Consider the following 21772-nt stretch of genomic DNA (forward strand, 5'->3'; position numbering starts at 1 on the left):
CCGGATTCGGTGGATGATCCATCACAAGATTGTGCAAATCGTTTGTGTGTGGCGTACAGCGGGTTTGGCGGCTTCAGCGTGAGCGGCGTCCAGTGGACCGACGGCGCACCGATTCTGTGGTGCCGATGGAGCCCAGAATTAAAGCGGTCTGCAGAATCAATGCTTCGCGTGGTCCGGTGGCATCCCAGCCGATGACCTCACTGACGCGCTTGAGCCGGTAGCGGACAGTGTTGGGATGCACGAACAACTCACGGGCGGTTGCTTCGAGAGACCGGCCGTTGTCGAGATAGCTCCACAGAGTCGTGACGAGGTCTGTGGAATGCGCCTGAAGTGGGCGGTAGATGCGGTCAATCAGAGTCTGCTTCGCGAGCGGATCGCCGGCGAGGGCCCGCTCGGGCAGCAGGTCGTCTGCTTCGACCGGCCGTGGTGCGGTGCGCCACGCGCGTGCAACAGCGAATCCGGCCAGTGCCGCGCGGGCGCTTTGCCCTGCATCCACCAGCGCCGCAACAGGAGGGCCGAGCACGACATACCCGGGCCCGAATGACGGCTCGAGTCGCGTGGCGATCTCATCGAAGGAGAGATCGTCATCTTCCTCTTCGCGCCCGGCGATGCGGGCGCGTCCGAGTACGAGCACGAGACGTGACCCCTGTACTCCGATGAGTACGTCGACAGACAGCTTGCGTGCAGTGCGACGCACGTGATCGACATCGAACTGCGGGGGCGTGGTGCCGACGAGGACGCAGACCTCACCATGACCGTGCCAGCCGAGGGCTGCGATGCGGCTGGGAAGCTCCTCATCGGCTTCACCGGTGAGGATCGAGTCAACGACGAGGGCTTCCAGACGCGCATCCCACAGCCCCCGTGCCTCGGCAGCGCGCGCATAGACATCGGCGGCCGCGAAAGCGACATCACGGGAGTACAGCAAGATTCCCTCGCGGAGGTTCTCGCCCTTGCCGGCGATGCGTTCCTCGGTGATCTCGACCGTGACACGGATCAGCTGCAGCGTCTGGGTCAGGCTGACGCTGCGGAGCAACTCGCGGGGAGCGGCGGCGAAGATATCGGCAGCGATCCACGGCGTCGAAGTTGGATCGTCGAACCACTGGATGAACGACGTGATGCCCGCCTGGGCCACCAGCCCGACCGCAGAGCGGCGGGCTGGTGGCATATCGGCGTACCAGGGCAGCGTGTCTTCTAGCCGCTGAATGGTCGCCGTAGCGAGATCGCCGGAGATCCGGCGAAGCCAGGCGAGCGTCGTCGGCTTATCCATCGACGCGGGAGACGATCCAGTCACGCGCGGCTCAGCTATCGCCGCCGGCGTTTCCGCTCGCTCCTGCGTTGACATTGTGCAGGTCGTACTTCGCGATCGCCTGCGCGATCACGGAGCGGTCAACCTGTCCCTTGTCAGCGAGGCCTTGAAGGGCGCGGACCACCATCGACGGACCATCGATCTTGAAGAAGCGGCGGGCTGCTGCACGCGTGTCAGCGAAGCCGAAGCCGTCGGCGCCGAGCGTGTAGTAGTCGCCTGGTACCCACTGGCGGATCTGGTCCTGCACGGCGTGCATGAAGTCGCTCGTCGCGATGAACGGACCCGCAGCGCCCTGCAGCTTCTGCGTGAGGTAGGCCACCTTGGGTTCTTCCTCAGGGTGCAGGAAATTGTGCTCGTCGGCAGCGAGTCCGTCGCGGCGCAGCTCGTTCCAGCTGGTGACCGACCAGACATCACTGGTGACGCCCCAGTCCTTGGCCAGCAGCTCTTTCGCTTCTAGCGCCCACGGCACACCGACACCGGATGCGAGAAGCTGCACGCGGGGGCCATCGCCCTCGCCCTGCGCGACGCGGTGGATGCCCTTGAGGATGCCCTCGACATCAACGTTCTCCGGCTCAGCGGGCTGCTTGAACGGCTCGTTGTAGACCGTGATGTAGTACATGACGTCGGGGTCCGGGTGGTTCCCGCCGTACATGCGCTCGATACCGGCCTGCACGATGTGCGCGACCTCGTAGCCGTAGGCCGGGTCGTACGTGACCGTGACCGGGTTAGTCGATGAGAGCAACGGAGAGTGACCGTCGGCGTGCTGCGTACCCTCGCCGGTCAGAGTCGTGCGACCCGCGGTGGCGCCGATGACGAAGCCACGTGCCATCTGGTCACCCGCAGCCCAGAAGGCATCGCCGGTGCGCTGGTATCCGAACATCGAGTAAAAGATGTAGATCGGGATCAGAGGTTCGCCATGCGTTGAGTACGAGGTGCCGGTCGCGGTGAAGGCCGCGGTGCCACCGGCCTCGTTGATGCCGACGTGCATGATCTGACCCTGCGGGCTCTCCTTGTAAGCAAGGAGAAGCTCGCGGTCGACGGCCGTGTAGTTCTGACCGTTCGGGTTGTAGATCTTGGCGGTCGGGAAGTAGGCGTCCATGCCGAACGTGCGAGCCTCGTCCGGGATGATCGGCACGATTCGCTCGCCGAAGCCCTTGACCCTCATGAGGTCCTTGAGCATGCGGACGAACGCCATCGTCGTGGCGACTTCCTGGTTGCCAGAGCCCTTCTTCGGGAAGGCGTAGTCCTTGTCCTCGGGGAGCGTGAGGCCCACGTGCGTGGTGCGCCGCTCCGGAAGGAAGCCGCCGAGCTCATGACGACGGTCCAGCATGTACTGGATCGTTTCGTCCTTCGCGCCGGGGTGGTAGAACGGCGGGCGGTACGGGTCGGCTTCGAGCTGAGCATCCGTGATCGGAATCTGCATGGTGTCGCGGAACAACTTGAGGTCGTCCAGCGTCATCTTCTTCATCTGGTGCGTCGCGTTGCGCCCCTCGAAGTGCGGGCCGAGGCCATAGCCCTTGACCGTCTTCGCGAGGATGACGGTCGGCTGGCCCTTGTGCTCGGTGGCTGCCTTGTAGGCGGCGTAGACCTTGCGGTAGTCGTGGCCACCACGGCGCAGGTGCCAGATCTGGTCGTCGGTGTAGTCCTTGACCATGGCGGCAGTGCGCTCGTCACGACCGAAGAAGTTTTCGCGCACGAAGGCGCCGCTCTCAGCCTTGTACGTCTGGTAGTCACCATCGGGGGTGACATTCATGAGGTTCAGCAGCGCACCGTCGGTGTCGCGGGCGAGCAGGTCATCCCACTCGCGTCCCCAGACGACCTTGATCACGTTCCAGCCGGCGCCGCGGAAGTACGACTCCAGCTCCTGGATGATCTTGCCGTTGCCTCGTACCGGGCCGTCGAGGCGCTGGAGGTTGCAGTTGATCACGAAGGTCAGGTTGTCGAGGCCCTCGTTTGCTGCGACCTGCAGCTGACCGCGGGACTCGACCTCGTCCATTTCGCCATCGCCGAGGAACGCCCACACGTGGGAGTCTGCGACGTCCTTGATGCCGCGGTTGGCGAGGTACTTGTTCGTCATCGCCTGGTAGATGGCGTTGATCGGTCCGAGACCCATCGATACGGTCGGGAACTGCCAGAACTCCGGCATCATGCGCGGGTGCGGGTAGGAGGGGATGCCGTTCGGCGACGCGGACTTCTCCTGGCGGAAGCCGTCGAGCTGGTCCTCGCTCAGACGACCTTCGAGGAAGCTCCTGGCGTACATGCCGGGGGAGGCGTGACCCTGGTAGAAGATCTGGTCGCCGCCGGCCGCGTCGCCCTGACCGCGGAAGAAGTGGTTGTGGCCGACCTCATACAGTGACGCCGCTGAGGCGTAGGTCGAGATGTGACCGCCGACTCCAATACCGGGGCGCTGCGCGCGGTGCACCGTGATCGCGGCGTTCCAGCGAATCCAGTGACGGTAACGACGCTCGAGTTCTTCATCACCGGGGAAGTCCGGCTCGTTTTCGGACGCGATCGTGTTGATGTAGTCCGTGGTCGGAACCATCGGAACGTTGAGGTGCAGTTCCTTGGAACGCTTGAGCATGCTGAGCATGATCTCGCGACCACGCCCCGGGCCCTTCACATCGACGAGCTCGTCGAGTGACTGCTGCCATTCGCCGGTCTCCTCCGGATCACTGTCGAGGGGGCTCTGGGAGTACGGATCCTGGTCGTGAACGGTCACGTGGAGCCTTTCGTCAAGCTGGCAGGTCTTGCCAAGGAAACGGGAAGCGACGCGGGGAGCCTTGTCGGCTCGGCACAACGCGCGCCGCATTTAGCCTAGTCCTGTTCATCGGTGTCGGCGCACATCTTCGGCATGGATAGAATGGATGCACCAGGGCCTGTAGCTCAGCTGGTAGAGCGCCACGTTTACACCGTGGATGTCGTCGGTTCGATCCCGGCCGGGCCCACCCAGTAGTCGATGTTCAAACTTGCGAGGTCCGCAGGTTTGACATCCTCCCTCCGCGCGCACGCTGGCCTCGTAGGCCAGCGCTGCCGCGTGGAGCTTCGGATCAAGAAGCGAATCGAACGATTCACCGGGTTCGCCTTCCACAGTGTCGATGTTCTCGATTTCGTAGACATTGATGCGTTCAAAGAACGCTTGGTCGAGGAACGCGAGCCGCCTGGTGATGCGGTCTTGTTCTTCGCGTTGTTGAAATATGCACCCCCCAATGCACATTAAAATCGAGCATTATGCGTCGATCATTTTTGAGCGCGAGCGCCGTCGTTGCACTCGCCGCTGGTGCCCTGTTCATCAGCACTCCCGCCTACGCGGATGCCATCTCTTACCAATTCAAATACACCGTCACTAACGAAGACCCGAGCACCGTCGCCTGGCCCAGTGGCGGCGACTGCTCAACGGAGGCGGCTTGGGATGGCGGTGGACGTCGTGCGATCACCTCGGTGGCCGTCGTGAGTGCAACCGGTCTGTACACCTTCCGTGACTTAAAGAGTCCGGTGGATGGGCGATTCATAATATTTGAAGGAGCCTTCGACCGGAATGACGTCAGTAACTGTGTTGCGGAGGTTGACGACTTCGGGCTGGTGAATCTCGAAGCTGACGTGGAGTACACGATGGTGCTCGCTGGGTTCGGGGGCCAATCGGGCACTGTGAGCTACCGCGCCTCGGGCCCCGGAATTTTTGGTACCGCCACCACCCTCTTAGGTGCCACCACCGCGCTCACCGCCAGCAGTGGCACGGTCGCTGCGGGAGACCCTGTTGACCTGACTGCAACGGTTGCACGCCCGGGGTTTACGGCGAACTTCGAGGGCAGTGTCGAATTCTTCGATGGTGCTACCAGCCTCGGGGAGGTTCCGGTGTCCGCGACGGGCCAGGCTGCCCTCCCTAACGTGGCTTTGACCAGCGGATCCCACCAGATCACCGCCCACTATGCGGGCAACACTTGGGTTTTACCATCGATATCAGCGCCGGTGACTGTCGAAGTAGAACCACCAGTAGCGGCGACCACGACGGTCGTGACTGCAGCCAACGCGTCTGTGGAAGCCGGCACTGAGGTTTCCTTCAACGCCGAGGTAACGGGGGCGATGCCCACCGGCACCGTCGAGTTCTTCGCCGATGGCACCTCGCTGGGTAGCGCAAGCACAACTGCCGGCGCGTCGGCGACAACGGCGAGCGCGATCCTCGCCACCGCCTCGCTCGCGGTCGGTACTCACTCGATCACCGCAACCTACGGCGGAGATCTCAACAACGCGGCATCGACGTCGCTCGTTGCACTGACAGTGACGGTGACCGCGGTGCCGGATCCTGAGCCGGCACCAACACCCGATCCGGTACCAACCCCCGATCCGGTACCAACCCCTGAGCCGGCACCAACCCCCGATCCGGCACCAACACCTGAGCCGGCACCAACACCTGAGCCGGCACCAACCCCTGAGCCGGCACCAACCCCTGAGCCGGCACCAACACCTGAGCCGGCACCAACCCCCGATCCGGCACCTGCGCCTGTGCCGGCACCAACCCCCGATCCGGCGCCTGCGCCTGTGCCGGCACCAACACCTGAGCCGGCACCAACCCCCGATCCGACACCTGCGCCTGTGCCGGTGACCCCGGTCGTCAAGCCGGAGCCTGCGAAGAATGACACCTCTGCCAAGCAACTTGCGGCTACCGGGGCAGAGTTGCCGCTAGGGCAGCTTGGGCTCCTCAGCGGGGGGCTGACGATTGCGGCGGGCGCGATACTGCTGGTCGCTAGGCAGCGAGCGCGGCGCACACGTCAGGCGTAGGGAACCGGAGCCTGATCAGCGGGTGCTTGGTGAGCGGGTGGTTGGGCCGCAAGTACCCGGCTCGTACGCAATAATCTCGTATGTTGGGGCTGTCCTCGCGCCGTCACAGCTGCCAAGGTGGGTCTAGATCGATCTTGGCAGCGACGGTGCTACCCGCACAGGGCGAGGGGACCCATCCCTTGTGCGAGTTTGGTTTTCAGTATTCAGTCCTGGAACTCGCATCGGCACCCCGGCCTGAGGAATGAGCTTCGGAATTGTCGTCGCTACAGCCTGCTGGCTGTTCGAGTCGTTGCGAATCGATCACGGAACGCGCTGGGTGTAGTGCCGAAGTGACGCGCAAAAGCACGCCGTAGTGTCTCGTCAGAGCCGAAACCGCTCAGATGTGCCACCTGGTTAATTAGGTACCCGTCGAGAATCAGTGCCTGAGCCGCATCCACCCTGGCTTCTTCAAGCCAGCGTGAGGGCGTCATCCCAACTTCGGCCTGGAATAACCGATTCAAGTGGCGGGTGCTGACTCCAATCGTTCTGGCCATTGAAGGTAGTGTGTGCTCCTTGCCGGGAGCAGCGACTACCTCATCCATGAGTCTGCGCAATGGCTCACTGTTCACTGCGGGTCGACGCAGGGCGGTCGAGTACTGGCTCTGTCCACCAGGCCGTTGCATGAACATCACCAGTTCGCGCGCCACTGCTCGCGCGTCTTCTGCGCCCAGATCGTCTTCGACCATCGCGAGTGCGAGGTCAATCCCAGCCGTGATCCCCGCTGACGACATATACCGGCCGTCTCGAATGTGAATCACATCTGGTTGAACCTTGACATTCGGATAGCGGCGGCCCAACTCAGTGGCGTATCGCCAGTGAGTGGTAGCGTGCCGACCATCGAGAAGCCCCAACTGCGCCAGCACGAACGCTCCAGTGCACACAGATGCCACACGCTCTGCACCTGCTGCGAGCCGCTCGACCGTAGCGAGTAGATCAGACTCCAAAGGCTGATCGACGAGATTCTCCCCACCCGCGACGAGGAGAGTGTCGAGCCCAGCTATCTGCGTACTAGCAGTGCTGTCGATCTGAATGCCAGACGACGTACGAATCCGCCCGCCGCGCGGCGAGATGAATTCAAGCTTGTACGTATCATTAGCGCGGTCTGAGAGTCGGAACACTTCGGCCGGACCGCAGACATCAAGAAGCGTCATCCCGTCAAAGACAATAAGGCCGATTCGATGCGTCATGTCTGAATCTGAGGGGAACTGGTCAAAAATGACATACGCACACACTACCTGATCTTGCGATCCTTGAACGAGAACCGACAGAACGACGTATCTCGTCGAAAGGACCAAAAGATGACAGAGACGATTGCCGGGATCGCAATTCCGGATAGCCCCATGGTTAAGGACGCCACTGCACTTGTGCAGGATGTCGCATCCGAGCTTGTGTATCACCACTCCAGACGGGTGTTCCTCTTTGGCTCGCTTCGCGGCCAGGAGCAGGGGCTGCAATACGACCCCGAGCTGCTGTATGTCGGCGCGATGTTCCACGACCTCGGACTGACCGATAAGTACCGACGCACGGACCAGCGATTCGAGATCGACGCTGCCGATGAAGCGCGTCGATTCCTCCACGAACACGGAATTGACGCCAACGACGCTGACACCGTGTGGACAGCGATCGCTCTGCACACAACCCCGGAAATCCCCCTGCATATGGCACCGGAGATCGCACTTGTCACGCGTGGGGTAGAGCTGGATGTGCTCGGGCTCGGCTACAACGCAATCAATGACGAGCAGCGCCAGGCCGTTGTCGAGGCGCACCCACGCCCTAATTTCAAGAATCAGATTCTCGCAGCCTTCACCAATGGGCTCAAGGATCGGCCAGACACAACATTCGGGAACGTGAAGGCGGATGTGCTGGCGCACTTCGTGCCCGGGTTCAAACGTGGTGACTTCGTGGAGGTCATTCGAGGCTCAGCATGGCCTGAATAGACACGCGAACTTGGCCGGAATGCGGAGCCCCGCTGCTAGATCCTGAACCGGCACGGCAACCGCATAACCATCGAGCCCCTCCTTTTGATTCGAGGCACTCAAACGGGTGTGAGAAGCACCTACGAAGGCCCACCACATCAGTTCCCGCTCAGGCGTCGTCTTCCGTGACGCGAATGAGGACCTTGCCGATCGTGCCCTGTTGCACCGCGTCGTGAGCGGCGGCGGTCTCCTCTAGGTGAAACCAAGTGAGGGGAAGCCCCGCTGCCGCGCCGACGGGAAGCGCGTCGTCCTCCAGTGCAGCCGTGATGTCTTCGACCGCCGTGGCGAGAGCCTCCACTCCGACTGTGTACAGGAGCAATCCCTGCCAGCGGGCGTTCTTCGCGAAGCTGGTGATGATGGGGACTGTGATCGTGTCGCCCTTGTCGTTCGCGTAGAACGCGATCGAACCGTGGTTCGCCAGCACCGCGACATCCAAAGCGGCGTTCATGGCGGGCGAGACCTCGACGACGTGGTCGATGCCCGACGGTGCGACGTCGAGAATTCGTTCGGCCAGCCGGTCATCGGGATAGCGGAACACATGGTGCGCGCCGGCTGCGCGGGCGAGCTCCTCTTTCTCGTCGCTGCTGACGGTCGTGAGAACTCTTGCGCCTGCCCAGACGGCGAGCTGGATAGCAGCATGACCCACGGCGCCGGCTCCACCCTGAACGAGGACCGTCCGATCGGCAAGAGCGCCAGGGGAGAGCCGCGATGGGCCGTACTCATGCACGGTTAGCGCGCGATGCGCAGTCATCGCCGGTACGCCGAGACTCGCAGCGACGTCGAAACCGACCCCATCCGGAAGTCGGACGGCGCGAGCAGCGGGAACGACCGTGACGTCCTGAGCGGTCCCGGTCGGACGTTCGTGTGCCGCGAGATATACCCACACACGATCTCCGACCTGCAGGTCACCGACATCGTCACCGACCGCATCTACGACGCCGGCACCGTCCTGATTCGGCACGATCTGATCGAACGGCATCGGCGTTCCCGAGGACGCTCGAGCCTTCCAGTCGGTGGGATTCACTCCCGAGGCGTGGATGCGGATGCGCACCTCACCGGTGCCCGGTTGTCCCGCCTCGCGCTCGATCAACGTGAGCGTCTCTGAGTCGCCCTTGCCTGTGTACACGATTGCTCTCATGCCGAATGCAAGCAGGCAGCGCACTCGGGTATTCCCGTCTCGCACTGTCAGTTGAGCTGGGTGAGACCGGCACGCAAGTGGTCGAGCCGGCGCGTCTAAGAGCACGGCAGTGAACCACTCAAGCGGACTGGTAGGCGATCCTTCATCGCTGCCGGGACAGTCTGTGATCCTGGTGCTAGTTCTTAGTCGTGGCGGGAGATCACACCGCGCCGAGCCGCGCGAGCTGCACGCGTGAGTCCGCGCCCGTCTTTGCATAGAGTGCGCCCACATGGGTTTTCACCGTTGTGATCCCGACACCCAGCCGCTCGGCGATCGCCTGGTTGGTCATGCCCGTTGTGAGAAGGTCGAACACTTGGCGTTCACGTGACGTGAGCTGGGAAGGATCCAGCATCGGAGCATCCTCCGCACCGTGTCCCGCGTGTCGTGCGGCGGTGAGACGCGCAATAACGCCGCCCGCAATCGCCGGGTCGATGACGTGTCGGTCCGCGGCTACGTGATGGACAGCCTGGATCAACTCGGCCCCGCTCGTACTTTTCAGCAAGTAGCCGCGCGCACCGGAGGTCAGCGCCCGCGCGATGAGGTCATCGGAATCGTAGGTAGTGAGCACGATGACCCTGGTGGTCGTCTCAGCGGTGATCCGCTCAGTCGCCCAGATGCCGTCGGTGCCGGGCATCCGCAGATCGACCAGAGCGACGTCGGGAGCGTGCCGGATGCAGACGGCGAGAGCGTCGAAACCATTCTCGGCTTCTGCCACGATCTCGAAACCAGGATCGGTGCCGAGGATCGCAGCGACTCCGCTGCGCACCGCCTCGTGGTCGTCCGCAATGATGACCCTCACCTTGTTGGTCACTTCCACTTCCTCTGTTCTTCGCTCGGGGTCGTCGGGATCGTAAGAATTGCCCGCCAAGGCTCGCCGCGTGCGCCGGATTCTGTCATGAGATTCGCGCCGATGCCGGCGAGCAGTAGTCTCGCGCCACCGATGCCGAGCCCTGTGCCAGGAACAGTGGAACCGTGAGCGGCACGGGCATTCGAGAGTGTGACGACTGCTTCCGTGGGCTCCCTCCAAGCATCCGAGTGCCGCGGTTCGGGCTGCTCGCCGGTGACGCACACGGTAACGTCGCCGACCCCATGCTTGGCGGCATTCGACACGAGTTCCTGGAGCACTCGCAGCACGATGCGCTGGCACGAATCGGGTTGCGGGTGCAGGGCAGCCTTCATGGCCCCTGCGCCGCCTTCGATCCAGACCAGTGAGCGGCCTGCCGGGAGCAACTGCGTCAACTGGTCGAGTTCGTTCTCGAACTGGACCGGGACAGGCTCTTCGAGATCGTCGACCGCGGTGAGCACCGTGATGAGGTTTCGAAGTTCACGGTACGCCTGGTCGGTTCCGCGCTTGGACTGCTCCAAGCTTTGGACCAGCGAGGTGACATCGCTCGCCGCCGGCCTGGCCAGGAGTTTCGCGGCTTCGATGTGCAGGCCCGCCACCGCGATTTGGTTCGCGACGAGGTCGTGCAGGTCGTGGGCGATACTCTGGCGCAGTTGCCGTGTGCCCCGGCTATGCTGCTCGGCCATCGCGGCGTGGGTGCGCAGCCGTTCGCTGCGCACGTTCCATCCCCATGCGCCAGAGACCGTGACAATGAGCACCCACTGGACGACGATGACCGGAACCATATTCCCCTCGGGGCGGAAGACGATCAGTCCCGTTCCCAGCAGGATTGCGCCGGCGACCGCGGCCCAGAGCAGGTACCGCACGCCGCGATCACTCCCGTACTTCATGGCCGCGTAGATGAGGTCGGTGAGGATCAGCACCACGCCGACGCTGCCGCCAAAGAGGAGGTCCGCTCCGGCCCCGACGATCCCGATGGCGAGAGCGACGAACGGTCGTCGTGATCGCAGCGTTGCGACGGCGACCATACATCCAAGGATGACGATAAATGCGCTTCCGTTGGTGTCGAAGATCACGACGTCGCGCCACAAGTGGTAGCCGCCCGCTTGCAAGAGCGCAAGGCCGAGCAATAGCCACACCGCAGCGACGACCGCGTCTCGGCTCGCGGGGTGCGCGTTCAATCGTTCCCACCAGCGCGCCACCATGCCTCATAGTCTGCCGGAAGGCTACTTTTTCGTCTCATCCGTTCGGAGGAGGCCGACCGGCCACCCGCAGGATCCAACGGATGCTGACCGCCGACAGACTGGCGGAATGAACATCATCGTGATCGGAATCGTGGCGTGCGAGATCGGCTTTTGGCTCGTGCTTGCTCTCGGGCTCTTTGCTCGATACGTGTTAAAGCTGCAGAGGCTCTCGACCATCTTGCTTCTTTGCGTACCCCTGCTTGATGTGTTCCTGCTCTCGCTGATTGCCTGGGATCTGCTGGCGAATGGAACGACTGCCGACTTTGCGCACGGGCTGGGGGCGGTCTATCTCGGTTTCACGGTCGCGTTCGGCCACCAGATCATCGTCCGCGTCGACGCATGGTCAGCGCACCGTTTTGCAGACGGCCCGCAACCGGTCAAGCCTCCGAAATCTGGACTCCCGCACGTGAGGTACGAGTGGAATCAGTGGTTCCGCATGCTGTGGTGTGCGGTGCTCGCGAGTGCGGTGCTCGGGGCCATCATTGTGCTGGTGAACGACCCGTCTCGCACTGAGGAATTGTCAAGCTGGTTCCTCAGGGTCTGGTTAGTCACCGCGATCTGGCTGGTCGGCTGGCCGATTTGGGTGAGTGTGAGCCATCTGCTGAACCCGGCAGTGCACCAGACCCGGGACGGTAGCTGAGCGTGTCACCCGCTTGGTTCGGCGGCGCCCTTGCCCGCGCCCTACATTCTGAACAGATCTCACCAGCGGTGAATCCGCGAAGCGCCCATTGGTGCCGTTCGACATCGTACAGATGGCCCTCGCGGAGACCGCCGACCGCTATGTCAGGCTTGCGGGCTTAGGACTCCTCGTGCGTACGGGGATCGGCGTCGAACAAACGGCCGTCGGCCCGTCCCAACGCGGTGATCGCATCCACCTCCGCGTCATCGAGAACGACGGATGCGGCAGCGAGGTTGGCCTGCTGATGTTCAAGCGAAGACGCCTTGGGAATCGCGACCGTCTCGCGCGCCACGTGCCAGGCGAGAATCGTTTGCACGGGGGAGATGCTGCGGGCCGCGGCGATCTCGGTGATCACCGGCTCTTCGATCAGCTCTCTGGCACGACCGATCGGGCTCCAAGCCTCAGTGATGATGCCGTGCTCGCGGTGGTAGGCGAGTTGCTCGGACTGCGGGAAGTACGGGTGCAGTTCGATCTGATTCACCACCGGACGCACGCCCGTCTCGCGCTCGATGCGTTCGAGATGTTCGGGGAGGAAGTTCGACACGCCGATCTGACGGACGACGCCACGCTGCTGCGCATCAACCAGTGCGGCCCACGCCTGCACATACTCGTCCTGGATCGGGTTCGGCCAGTGGATCAGGTGCAGGTCAGTAACATCCAGACCGAGGCGGAAGCGACTCTCCTCGATGCTGGTGCGGGCCTTCTGGGATGGGTGGTGGCGACCGGGGAGTTTCGTCGTGACGATGACGTCAGCGCGATCCGTGACGGCATCCGCTACACCGCGGCCCACCGCGCCCTCGTTCTCGTAGTTGAATGCGGAGTCGATCAGTCGATAGCCAGCGTCGATTGCAGCCGCGATCGCGGCTGCCCCCGCATCTCCGTTCAGGCGATACGTGCCGAAGCCGATCGCGGGAAGTTCGAATCCGTTGTGGGCGGTGCGGGTGGGAATCGTGGTCATCTGTAATCTCCTTCGACGTCTGCGATCAGCGTACGCGGCACAATGGACTCATGCGCTGTCCCTGCTTATCCGGCGACACATACGAGTCGTGCTGCGGTCCTATCCACGCGGGTGATGCGATGGCGCCCACCGCCGAGCGACTCATGCGCTCGCGCTTCAGTGCTTTCGCCGTTGGTGATGCCGGATACCTCCTGCGCTCGTGGCATCCATCGACCAGGCCTGCAGAGCTCGAACTAGACCCGGCGATTCGCTGGACGCGGCTGGATATCCTCGGCACTGAATCCGGCGGACCGTTCGACATGACAGGTGTTGTCGAGTTTGAGGCGTTCTATCGGGAGGATGGACGACAGGAATCTATGACTGAGCGAAGCCGGTTCACACGGGAGAACCGCACCTGGACGTACCTGGATGGCGCGCCCGGCTGACCGATCCGATCGGCGGATGTCCCCAGCCACAGGTAGATTGGACATGTGAAAGCCAGCCCTGAGCACCAGCGCATCCTTCTCGACGTCGCCGACCTGGATCTGCGCATCCAGCAGGCCGAGCGCGCGCGTACGACGCCACCGCAAGGGCCGCGAATCAACGAGCTCGTGAAAGAGCGTCAAGAGCAGCTGCGCGAGCTGACCACTCTGGCCGGCGTTCGTGATGATGCGCGCACCGAGCTGACGCGTATCGAGTCTGACGTCAAGGTGGTTGAGCAGCGCCGAACGCGCGACTCGGAGCGGCTGGCATCCGCCACGAATGCGAAAGACGCGCAGGCGTTCGAGAGCGAACTTGCCAGCCTCGCCAAGCGTGTCAGCAACCTGGAAGACATCGAGCTCGAGGTGATGTCCAAGGTCGAAGAGGCAGACGCTGCCGTTGCCACCCAGCAGGCGCTGATCGATGTGATCACCGCGGAAGGTTCTGAGCTCACCGCGCAGGCAAAGGCGGGCGTGGCAGCTGCAACGACCGAGGTTGAGCACCTCACGCGCGATCGTGAGGCGATCAGCGCAGTCATCCCGGCCGAATTGCTCGCGGACTACGCCCGGCGCGCGTCGCGCGGCATCGGTGTCGGCCTGTTGCGCCGTGGCACCTGCGAAGGCTGCCGCATGATGCTCTCCGGCGTCCATCTCAACGATGTCCGCCGTGCCGCGCCTGACGACGTGCTTTCCTGCCCCGAATGTGGCGCCATCCTGGTTCGCACCGACGAATCGGGCTTGTGACTCACCTGTCATGATCCTGTTGGCAACAACCGGTTCTGGCGACTTCCTCACCGTTGAATTCGACGGCGAAGGAACAGAGATCAATCGAACGAGTCTGCTCCGCGCTGATCTCGTTGGTTGGGTGCGCGACATCGAATCGGCTCGCGCGCCGCGCTGGGTGATCCGCAGCGCGCGTGAGATTTACCCGCGACTTCTGGCCGAGGGCGTGCAGCTCGCGCGAACGCATGACCTGCTGCTGTGCCATGCGATTCTTCGAGACACCGACCGCGTGGCGCGTCCGCTGGCGCCATCGTCGGCCTGGCTTCCGCGGGAACCAGACCTCGACACGCCCGCACCAGCCCTGTTCGACGTGATCGATGAGAAGGCGACCGACTCGGTCGAAGCACTCCTCGAGCAGTACTCGGAGCAGCGTCGCGTCATCGCAGCGGATCGCAGCGGGCGTCTCAACCTGCTGTGCGCGGCAGAATCGGCCGGCGGTCTCATCGCGGAAGAGATGCGCGCGGCAGGGCTTCCCTGGGATCCGGACGAGCACGACAGGATCCTCACCGAGGTGCTCGGTGCGAGGCCCGCTGGCGGCGGACTGCCGGCTCATATGGCCGAACACGCAGACGCGGTGCGCTTCCACCTGGGAGACCCGCAACTACACCTCGAAAGTCACGTGAAGATGTTGCGCGCGCTGCACCGAGTTGGTGTGAACGTCGAGTCGACGAGCCAGTGGGAGCTCAGCGAGATCTCCCACCCGGTGATCCCGCCGTTGCTCGCCTACAAGAAGCTGTCCCGGCTGCTCAGTGCGAACGGCTGGGCGTGGCTCGCTGAGTGGGTGCATGACGGACGTTTTCGCCCGGTTTACATCCCTGGTGGTGTCGTCACCGGCAGATGGGCATCCGCAGGCGGGGGAGCGTTGCAGCTTCCGCGCATCCTGCGCCCCGCGGTACGCGCCGATCCGGGGTGGACTCTGATCGTCGCGGACGTCGCGCAACTCGAGCCCCGGATGCTGGCCGCGATGGCGCAGGACAAAGTGATGGCGGAAGCAGCCCGCGGGCGTGATCTCTACGAGGGTGTGGTCGCCTCCGGTGCGGTGAAGACACGCGAGGAGGCGAAGTACGCCGTGCTCGGTGCGATGTACGGAGCGACAACTGGAGACAGCGGGCGCCTTGTTCCTCGGTTGCGCAAGGTATATCCCAGAGCGATGCACCTCGTAGATGACGCGGCCCGTAAAGGCGAGGACGGCGGCACAGTCTCGACCAGTCTCGGACGCTCCTCGCCACGCCCGGATAGCGACTGGACGGCTCAGCAGGCAGAGGCCACTGGCGCCGATGTCGATCCCGCCGCAGTGAAGCAGGCCCGGCAGCGCGCCAGAGAGCGCGGTCGCTTCACTCGCAACTTTGTCGTGCAGGGCACGGCAGCCGAGTGGGCGCTGATTTGGTTGGCGGAGATTCGGCATCGACTGCGCCAGCTGGGAGATGCGCAGACAGAGGCCGCGGCATCCGGTCCTTTTGCACGCCACGCGCACCTGGCCTTCTTCCTTCACGATGAGGTGATCCTGCACGTGCCGCAAGAACAGGCGGAGGCTGCGGCAAGCGTTGTCAGAGAGGCCGCGGCCATCGCGACCAGGCGTCTTTTCGGTTCGTTCCCCATCGACGTGCCACTGGACCTGCAGATCGTTCAGACCGCAGAGAAGTAGACTGGGCACGCGAATGGGTCAGCCGGACGGCCGCGTTGCGGGCAACCGTACCGAGGAACGTCCGGGCTCCACAGGGCAGGACGGTGGGTAACACCCACCCGGAGCAATCCGCGAGATAGTGCCACAGAGAGTAGACCGCCTCGCCGACACCGAGCTTGTCTCAGTGGCGTCGAGGTAAGGGTGAAAGGGTGGAGTAAGAGACCACCGGGGGTCATGGTGACATGACCTGCCAGGTAAACCTCGTCCGGAGCAAGGTCAGACAGAGGATGTTGACGCGGCTCGCTGAGTCCTCGGGTAGACCGCTAGAGCGGCATGGCAACGTGTCGCGTAGAGAGATGGCCGTCGAAGGGAATCCCCGAGAGGGGCCCCGGAACAGAACCCGGCGTACAGGCTGGCCCATTCGCATTACAGCTCCCGAAACGACAAAACCACGCCGAAACATGCACGATTCCGTGCTGTCTCGGCGTGGTTTTGTGGTTTCGCGGGATCAGTCTCCGGAGAGCGACGCCGCGCCGATGATGCCTGAGTTGTTGCGGTGGATCGCCGGGACGATCGGCGTCTTGAGTTCGAGCAGCGGGAGGAAATCGGCGGCATTCTTGGACACGCCGCCGCCGACCACGAACAGGTCAGGGCTGAACAGGAACTCGATGTGCGAGTAGAACGCCTGCAGACGCTCGGCCCACGCCTCCCACGAGAGTCCCTCGCGTTCGCGTGCCGAAGTGGCGGCCCAACGCTCGACGGACTCGTACTCGCGGAAGTTCAGGTGCCCGAGTTCGGTGTTGGGGATCAACACGCCGTCGTAGAGGAACGCCGACCCGATTCCGGTTCCGAGAGTGGTCAGCAGCGTGAGGCCTCTGACGTCCCTGGCCGCACCGTGACGCGCTTCGGCGACGCCTGCTGCGTCGGCATCGTTCACGAAGACGATGTTGCGTCCGAGTCCGTCGCGGAAGAACTGTTCTGCCTCGAAGTTCACCCATTCCTGAGAAACGTTCGCTGCAGACAGCGTCTTTCCGCGCTTGACGATGGCGGGAAAAGCCACGCCAAGCGGCACCGTCGCGTCGTGTACATCAAGCTCTTCCAGAACCGTCTGCACTGCCGTGAGGACGTCCTGCGGGGACGCGCCCTCCGGCGTCGGGACGCGCACACGGTCGGATGCCATCGTTCCGTGCTCGAGGTCGACGATGCCTGCTTTGATACCTGTGCCGCCGATGTCGACGCCGATCGCTTTTGCCATGAGCAATAGCCTACCGAGACTGCAATGCGACAGTAGGATCGTGACAGATGCTTACGAAGGGATGGCGCCATGTCTGAGGACAAAGATGTGTACATGTCCAGCGGTGAACGCAAGTACTGGTACAACACTCACACCACCGAGGTTGAGTACGGGTACATCTCACCCGCCGTCGATCGGATCGGTCCCTTCGATACGAAAGAGCAGGCTGCGCACGCCCTGCAGACATTGCGTGAGCGCTCCGAAGCCTGGGCCGTCGAAGAAGCAATCGATGAAGACTGGCGCAAGGCGACCGAAGTTGATGGGAAGTAGCGCACCACATGGGCATGGATAAGCAGCGAGACTTCGTGCTGCGCACGATTGAAGAGCGCGGCGTGAAGTTCGTTCGTCTCTGGTTCACCGATGTGATCGGAACTCTCAAGTCGGTGGCGATCGCGCCCGCCGAGGTGGAGGGTGCGTTCGCAGAGGGCATCGGCTTCGACGGGTCGGCCATCGAGGGTCTGACGAGGACTTTCGAGTCCGACCTGCTCGCGCAGCCGGACCCGACAACCTTCCAGACATTGCCGTGGCGCGGTGAGATCGACCCGACAGCACGCATGTTCTGCGACCTCACCACCCCCGATGGTCAGCCTGCCGTCGCTGACCCGCGGCATGTTCTCAAGCGCGCGCTGGCCAAGGCCGCCGATGCCGGGTTCACGTTCTACACGCATCCTGAGATCGAGTTCTACCTCCTCAAGTCTTCGGAACTCGGCCCGGACGGGCCGGTTCCCGTCGACTCCGCTGGGTACTTCGACAACGTTCCGGGTGGCACGGCGCACGACTTCCGCCGACGCTCTGTGCGGATGCTGGAAGATCTGGGCATTTCGGTCGAATACAGCCATCATGAGGGCGGCCCTGGTCAGAACGAGATCGATCTGCGTTACGCCGATGCTCTGGCGACCGCAGACAACGTGATGACCTTCCGCACCGTGATCAAAGAGGTCGCAATCGAGCAGGGCGTGTACGCGACGTTCATGCCGAAGCCGATCAGCAATCAGCCCGGCAGCGGCATGCACACGCACATGTCGCTGTTTGAGGGCGACCAGAACGCCTTCTGGGAAGAGGGCGCCAAGTATCAGCTCTCCAAAACCGGCCGTCACTTCATCGCAGGCCTCCTGAAGCACGCGAACGAGATCGCGGCTGTCACCAATCAGTTCGTGAACTCGTACAAGCGCCTCTGGGGTGGTGACGAGGCACCGAGCTTCGTCACCTGGGGCCACACCAACCGCTCCGCGCTGGTGCGTGTGCCGATGTACAAGCCGAACAAGAGCCAGTCCTCTCGTGTCGAGTACCGCGGCCTGGATTCCGCGGCGAATCCGTACCTCGCTTACGCGCTGCTGCTCGCAGCCGGGCTCAAGGGCATCGAGAACGAGTACGAGCTTCCGCCCGAGGCAGAGAACAACGTGTGGTCGTTGAGCGATGCCGAGCGCCGTGCTCTCGGCTACTCGTCTCTGCCTGCCAGCCTCGACCACGCGTTGGAGTTCATGGAGAGCTCTGAGCTCGTTGCGGAGACATTGGGCGAGCAGGTCTTCAACTACGTGCTGCTCAACAAGCGCAAGGAGTGGGAGGCCTACCGTGGCCAGGTCACTCCGTTCGAGCTGAAGAGCAACCTCGAGCTTCTCTGAGCCGATGGCTCGGTCAGGCTCTGCCTTCACACTGTCGGCGCTTGCGCGTTTGGGCTTCACCAGGCTCAGTGCCGGTTCTGCGGCGCTCGATGAGTTGTCGAGTCTGATCGGACTCGAACGTGAAGTGTTGGTCAGCGGCGCCTCGGCGGCGGATCCGGATGCTGCTGTCGCGGGAATGCTGCACGTGGCTCGCCGCGATGCGGTCGCGCTGGGACGGATCATGCGTGACGACGAGTCGCGCGCGATCGTCTGGCGTGTGTTCGGTGCCTCCCTCGGGCTGGCGGATTTCTTTCTCCGCCACCCTTCGGAGCTTGAAGTTCTGGGCGAGGTCGGCGCACTCGTGCCGAATGCAACAACTCTCACCGAACGGATGCTGCACGCCGTGGGAGCGGAACAGGGGTTCGCCGCTGCCGGTGACGAATCCGCCTGGGTTGCGTTGCGCGTCGCCTATCGACGCTCCATTGCCGAGATCGCGGCGATCGACCTGACAACGACGGATCCGGCCTCCAGGATCGCGGCTGTCTCTGCGGCGCTTGCGGATGCGGCCGGGGCCGCGTTGGAAGCCGCACTGACAATCGCGCGCACACGTGTCTCAGGCGTGATTTCACGTGAAGAAGTCGCGCTCACCCAACTGGCCGTCATCGGCATGGGTAAAGCGGGCGCCAGGGAACTCAACTATGTGAGCGATGTCGATGTCATCTTTGTCGGCGGCACCGCAGACGAAGCGAGGCTCGAGGAATCGCGCGCCATCGACATCGCGACGAAGCTCGCAAGAGAGATGATGCGGGCGCTGTCGGCCGCCGAGATCGAACCGCCCCTGTGGGAGGTCGACGCGAACCTGCGACCGGAAGGAAAGCAGGGAGCGCTGGTCCGTTCGCTCGGGTCGCACCTGGCGTATTACGACCGGTGGGCGAAGAGTTGGGAGTTCCAAGCCCTTCTGAAGGCGCGGCCACTTGCCGGGGACCCGGAGCTCGGGCAGGCGTATATCGAAGCAGTGCAACCGAAGATCTGGTCGAGCGCAGCACGTGAGAATTTCGTCGACAGCGTGCAGCGAATGCGGGAGCGAGTCACCGAGCACATCGACCCGGAAGACGCCGGCTACCAGATCAAGCTTGGCGCCGGAGGTCTGCGCGACATCGAATTCACCGTGCAACTGCTGCAGTTGGTACACGGACTCACCGATCCCAGCATCCGTACACGGGGAACGCTGGAAAGTCTGGATGCGCTGGTTGCAGGGGGCTACATCGGCCGCGATGATGCGGCGACGTTCGCCGCTGACTACCGCATGCTGCGTCTGCTGGAGCACCGCCTGCAGCTGCGCGAGCTGTCCCGCACGCATCTGATGCCGCGCACTCCCGATGGGCTACGTGTGCTCGCACGAGCGACCGGTCTCGCGGAAGACGGTGCCGGCATCTGGTCGCTGTGGGACCGGGTACGGCGGGAAGTGCGGGAGATCCACACGAGGCTGTTCTACCGGCCGCTGCTGAGCGCTGTCGCGGAGTTGCCGGAAGATCAGCGCACGATGACCACAGAGCACGCACGAGATCGCCTGGCGGCCATCGGATTCCGCGACCCTGCGGGCGCACTGCGGCATATCGGCGCACTCACCACGGGTATCAGCCGAAAGGTCACGATCCAGCGCCACCTCATCCCGGTCATGGTCAGCTGGTTCGCCGACGGCAGTGATCCCGACTATGCACTGCTCGCTTTCCGCCGCATCAGCGAGCGTCTGGGCGACAGCTCATGGTTCCTGCGCATGCTGCGGGATTCGTCAGGAGCAGCGGAGAGCTTGACTCGGCTCTTGTCGTCCTCGCGATACATCGGCGAGTTGATGGAGTGGATTCCCGAATCAGTCGCCTGGCTCGACAGTGCCGATCTTCTTCGCCCGCGTGGCGAAGCGAAACTGTACGAGGAGGCACGGGCGATCCAGACACGGCACAGTTCGGTGGCGTCTGCGCTCAAGGCTGTGCGGGCGCTGAGGCGTCGTGAACTGCTGCGTACCGCGATGGGCGCTGTGCTGGGCGTGCTGACGATCGAAGAGCTGGCAACCGCGCTCACCGCCATCACTGACGCGACGATTCAGGCTGGGCTGCGTGCCGTGCGCCGCGAGGTGGTGTCGGCCGAAGATGACGCGCTGGAATTCGCTGTGATCGGCATGGGGCGTTTCGGTGGCGCCGAGCTCGGGTTCGGATCGGACGCCGACATTCTTTACGTGTATGACGCGAACGGAATCGATCCGGAACGAGCGCAGGCACTGGCAACGAAACTTGTCTCTGGGTTACGGGATCACCTCACCGACCACAGGGTCCCGCTTGACCTGGATGCAGATCTTCGACCCGAGGGTCGTCAGGGCCCGCTTGTGCGCTCGATCGGCGCGTACGCCGAGTATTACCGACGCTGGTCGGTGTCGTGGGAGGCACAGGCGCTGCTACGTGCCAGAGGAGTGGCGGGCAGCGAACCGCTGATCGAGAAGTTCACCGCGCTGGCCGACACGATCAGGTATCCCGAGGAGACTGATCAGCAAGGCCTGCGCGAGATCAAGCGGATCAAGGCGAGAGTCGAGGGCGAGAGGCTCCCACAGGGCGCCGATCCGCATCGTCATCTCAAGCTCGGTCCGGGCACGCTCAGCGACGTGGAATGGTTGGTACAGCTCATCCAGCTGCAGCACGCCCACCAGGTACCGGCGTTGCGCACCACCTCGACTCTTGGCGCGTTGCAGGCATCGGTGGATGCCGAGCTCATCCCGGCCGAAGACGCCGAGCTGCTTCGCGAAGCCTGGCTGTTGTCGAGTCGGCTGCGTTCGGCCATGACTCTCCTGACCGGAAAGACCAGCGACATCCTGCCCGAAGACCGCCGAGAACTTGACGCTATCGGGCGGCTACTCGGTTACCCTGACCGCTCGGCGACGGCGGTCGAAGAGGACTTCTCCGGCGTTACCAGGCGCGCACGGCGAGTCTTCGAGCACCTTTTCTACGGATGAGTTGCAGATTCG

The 21772-nt window shown here is 63.4% G+C and carries 17 protein-coding genes, 1 tRNA gene and 1 other RNA gene; 11 read left to right on the top strand and 8 right to left on the bottom strand.

Annotated elements, in window-relative coordinates; genetic code table 11:
• Positions 1-73: 73 nt before the first annotated feature.
• Together ACSU04_RS01350 and aceE are read right to left on the bottom strand one after the other, a co-directional pair.
• On the bottom strand, positions 74-1267 hold the full coding sequence (locus ACSU04_RS01350) for a PucR family transcriptional regulator (RefSeq protein ID WP_439289398.1): 1194 nt from the start codon (positions 1265-1267) through the stop codon (positions 74-76).
• Between the two features lie 31 nt (positions 1268-1298).
• On the bottom strand, positions 1299-4025 hold the full coding sequence (gene aceE / locus ACSU04_RS01355; protein WP_439288188.1) for a pyruvate dehydrogenase (acetyl-transferring), homodimeric type: 2727 nt from the start codon (positions 4023-4025) through the stop codon (positions 1299-1301).
• Between the two features lie 153 nt (positions 4026-4178).
• On the opposite strand from aceE, the gene ACSU04_RS01360 reads away from it, so the two are divergent.
• Positions 4179-4251 (top strand) — tRNA-Val (locus tag ACSU04_RS01360).
• A 283-nt stretch (positions 4252-4534) separates the two neighbouring features.
• On the top strand, positions 4535-6082 hold the full coding sequence (locus tag ACSU04_RS01365) for an Ig-like domain-containing protein (protein WP_439288189.1): 1548 nt from the start codon (positions 4535-4537) through the stop codon (positions 6080-6082).
• 263 nt (positions 6083-6345) lie between these two features.
• On the opposite strand, the gene ACSU04_RS01370 is transcribed toward ACSU04_RS01365, so the two are convergent.
• Positions 6346-7308, bottom strand: coding sequence for a GlxA family transcriptional regulator (locus tag ACSU04_RS01370; RefSeq protein WP_439288190.1), 963 nt, complete (start codon positions 7306-7308; stop codon positions 6346-6348).
• A gap of 111 nt (positions 7309-7419) precedes the next feature.
• Here ACSU04_RS01370 and ACSU04_RS01375 point away from each other — a divergent pair, with 111 nt between their 5' ends.
• Complete coding sequence (locus ACSU04_RS01375; RefSeq protein ID WP_439288191.1) at positions 7420-8058, top strand: HD domain-containing protein; 639 nt, start codon at positions 7420-7422, stop codon at positions 8056-8058.
• Between the two features lie 148 nt (positions 8059-8206).
• On the opposite strand, the gene ACSU04_RS01380 is transcribed toward ACSU04_RS01375, so the two are convergent.
• From ACSU04_RS01380 to ACSU04_RS01390, 3 genes are all read right to left on the bottom strand, one after another.
• Positions 8207-9235, bottom strand: a complete 1029-nt coding sequence (locus tag ACSU04_RS01380; RefSeq protein WP_439288192.1) for an NADPH:quinone reductase — start codon at positions 9233-9235, stop codon at positions 8207-8209.
• Between the two features lie 199 nt (positions 9236-9434).
• Positions 9435-10085 (bottom strand): response regulator, encoded by a 651-nt coding sequence (locus ACSU04_RS01385; RefSeq protein ID WP_439278097.1) that lies wholly within the window; start codon positions 10083-10085, stop codon positions 9435-9437.
• Positions 10082-11323, bottom strand: coding sequence for a sensor histidine kinase (locus tag ACSU04_RS01390; RefSeq protein ID WP_439278098.1), 1242 nt, complete (start codon positions 11321-11323; stop codon positions 10082-10084). The genes ACSU04_RS01385 and ACSU04_RS01390 overlap by 4 nt, the downstream gene beginning before the upstream one ends.
• Positions 11324-11429: 106 nt before the next feature.
• Here ACSU04_RS01390 and ACSU04_RS01395 point away from each other — a divergent pair, with 106 nt between their 5' ends.
• Complete coding sequence (locus ACSU04_RS01395) at positions 11430-12002, top strand: hypothetical protein (protein WP_439278099.1); 573 nt, start codon at positions 11430-11432, stop codon at positions 12000-12002.
• 157 nt (positions 12003-12159) lie between these two features.
• On the opposite strand, the gene ACSU04_RS01400 is transcribed toward ACSU04_RS01395, so the two are convergent.
• Complete coding sequence (locus ACSU04_RS01400; protein ID WP_439278100.1) at positions 12160-12999, bottom strand: aldo/keto reductase; 840 nt, start codon at positions 12997-12999, stop codon at positions 12160-12162.
• A gap of 50 nt (positions 13000-13049) precedes the next feature.
• On the opposite strand from ACSU04_RS01400, the gene ACSU04_RS01405 reads away from it, so the two are divergent.
• From ACSU04_RS01405 to rnpB, 4 genes are all read left to right on the top strand, one after another.
• Positions 13050-13424: a YchJ family protein gene (locus ACSU04_RS01405; protein ID WP_439278101.1), complete on the top strand. Its 375-nt coding sequence runs from the start codon at positions 13050-13052 to the stop codon at positions 13422-13424.
• 45 nt (positions 13425-13469) lie between these two features.
• Complete coding sequence (locus ACSU04_RS01410) at positions 13470-14201, top strand: zinc ribbon domain-containing protein (protein ID WP_439278102.1); 732 nt, start codon at positions 13470-13472, stop codon at positions 14199-14201.
• 10 nt (positions 14202-14211) lie between these two features.
• Complete coding sequence (locus ACSU04_RS01415; RefSeq protein ID WP_439288193.1) at positions 14212-15885, top strand: bifunctional 3'-5' exonuclease/DNA polymerase; 1674 nt, start codon at positions 14212-14214, stop codon at positions 15883-15885.
• 14 nt (positions 15886-15899) lie between these two features.
• Positions 15900-16288: RNase P RNA component class A (rnpB, locus tag ACSU04_RS01420), an RNA gene on the top strand.
• 84 nt (positions 16289-16372) lie between these two features.
• On the opposite strand, the gene ppgK is transcribed toward rnpB, so the two are convergent.
• Positions 16373-17119 (bottom strand): polyphosphate--glucose phosphotransferase, encoded by a 747-nt coding sequence (gene ppgK / locus ACSU04_RS01425; RefSeq protein ID WP_439278104.1) that lies wholly within the window; start codon positions 17117-17119, stop codon positions 16373-16375.
• Between the two features lie 69 nt (positions 17120-17188).
• Between ppgK and ACSU04_RS01430 the strand changes: the two genes are divergently transcribed.
• Genes ACSU04_RS01430 through ACSU04_RS01440 form a run of 3 tightly spaced genes read left to right on the top strand, consistent with a single transcriptional unit; the run spans position 17189 to position 21760 of the window.
• Entirely contained in the window at positions 17189-17428 is a 240-nt protein-coding gene (locus ACSU04_RS01430) for an SPOR domain-containing protein (protein ID WP_439288194.1), read from the top strand.
• Between the two features lie 14 nt (positions 17429-17442).
• On the top strand, positions 17443-18780 hold the full coding sequence (glnA, locus tag ACSU04_RS01435) for a type I glutamate--ammonia ligase (protein WP_439278106.1): 1338 nt from the start codon (positions 17443-17445) through the stop codon (positions 18778-18780).
• Positions 18781-18784: 4 nt separating this feature from the next.
• Positions 18785-21760, top strand: coding sequence for a bifunctional [glutamine synthetase] adenylyltransferase/[glutamine synthetase]-adenylyl-L-tyrosine phosphorylase (locus ACSU04_RS01440; protein ID WP_439288195.1), 2976 nt, complete (start codon positions 18785-18787; stop codon positions 21758-21760).
• Positions 21761-21772 lie beyond the last annotated feature (12 nt).

It is taken from the genome of Microbacterium sp. A84 (assembly GCF_051842815.1).
Taxonomy (GTDB): Bacteria; Actinomycetota; Actinomycetes; order Actinomycetales; family Microbacteriaceae; genus Microbacterium.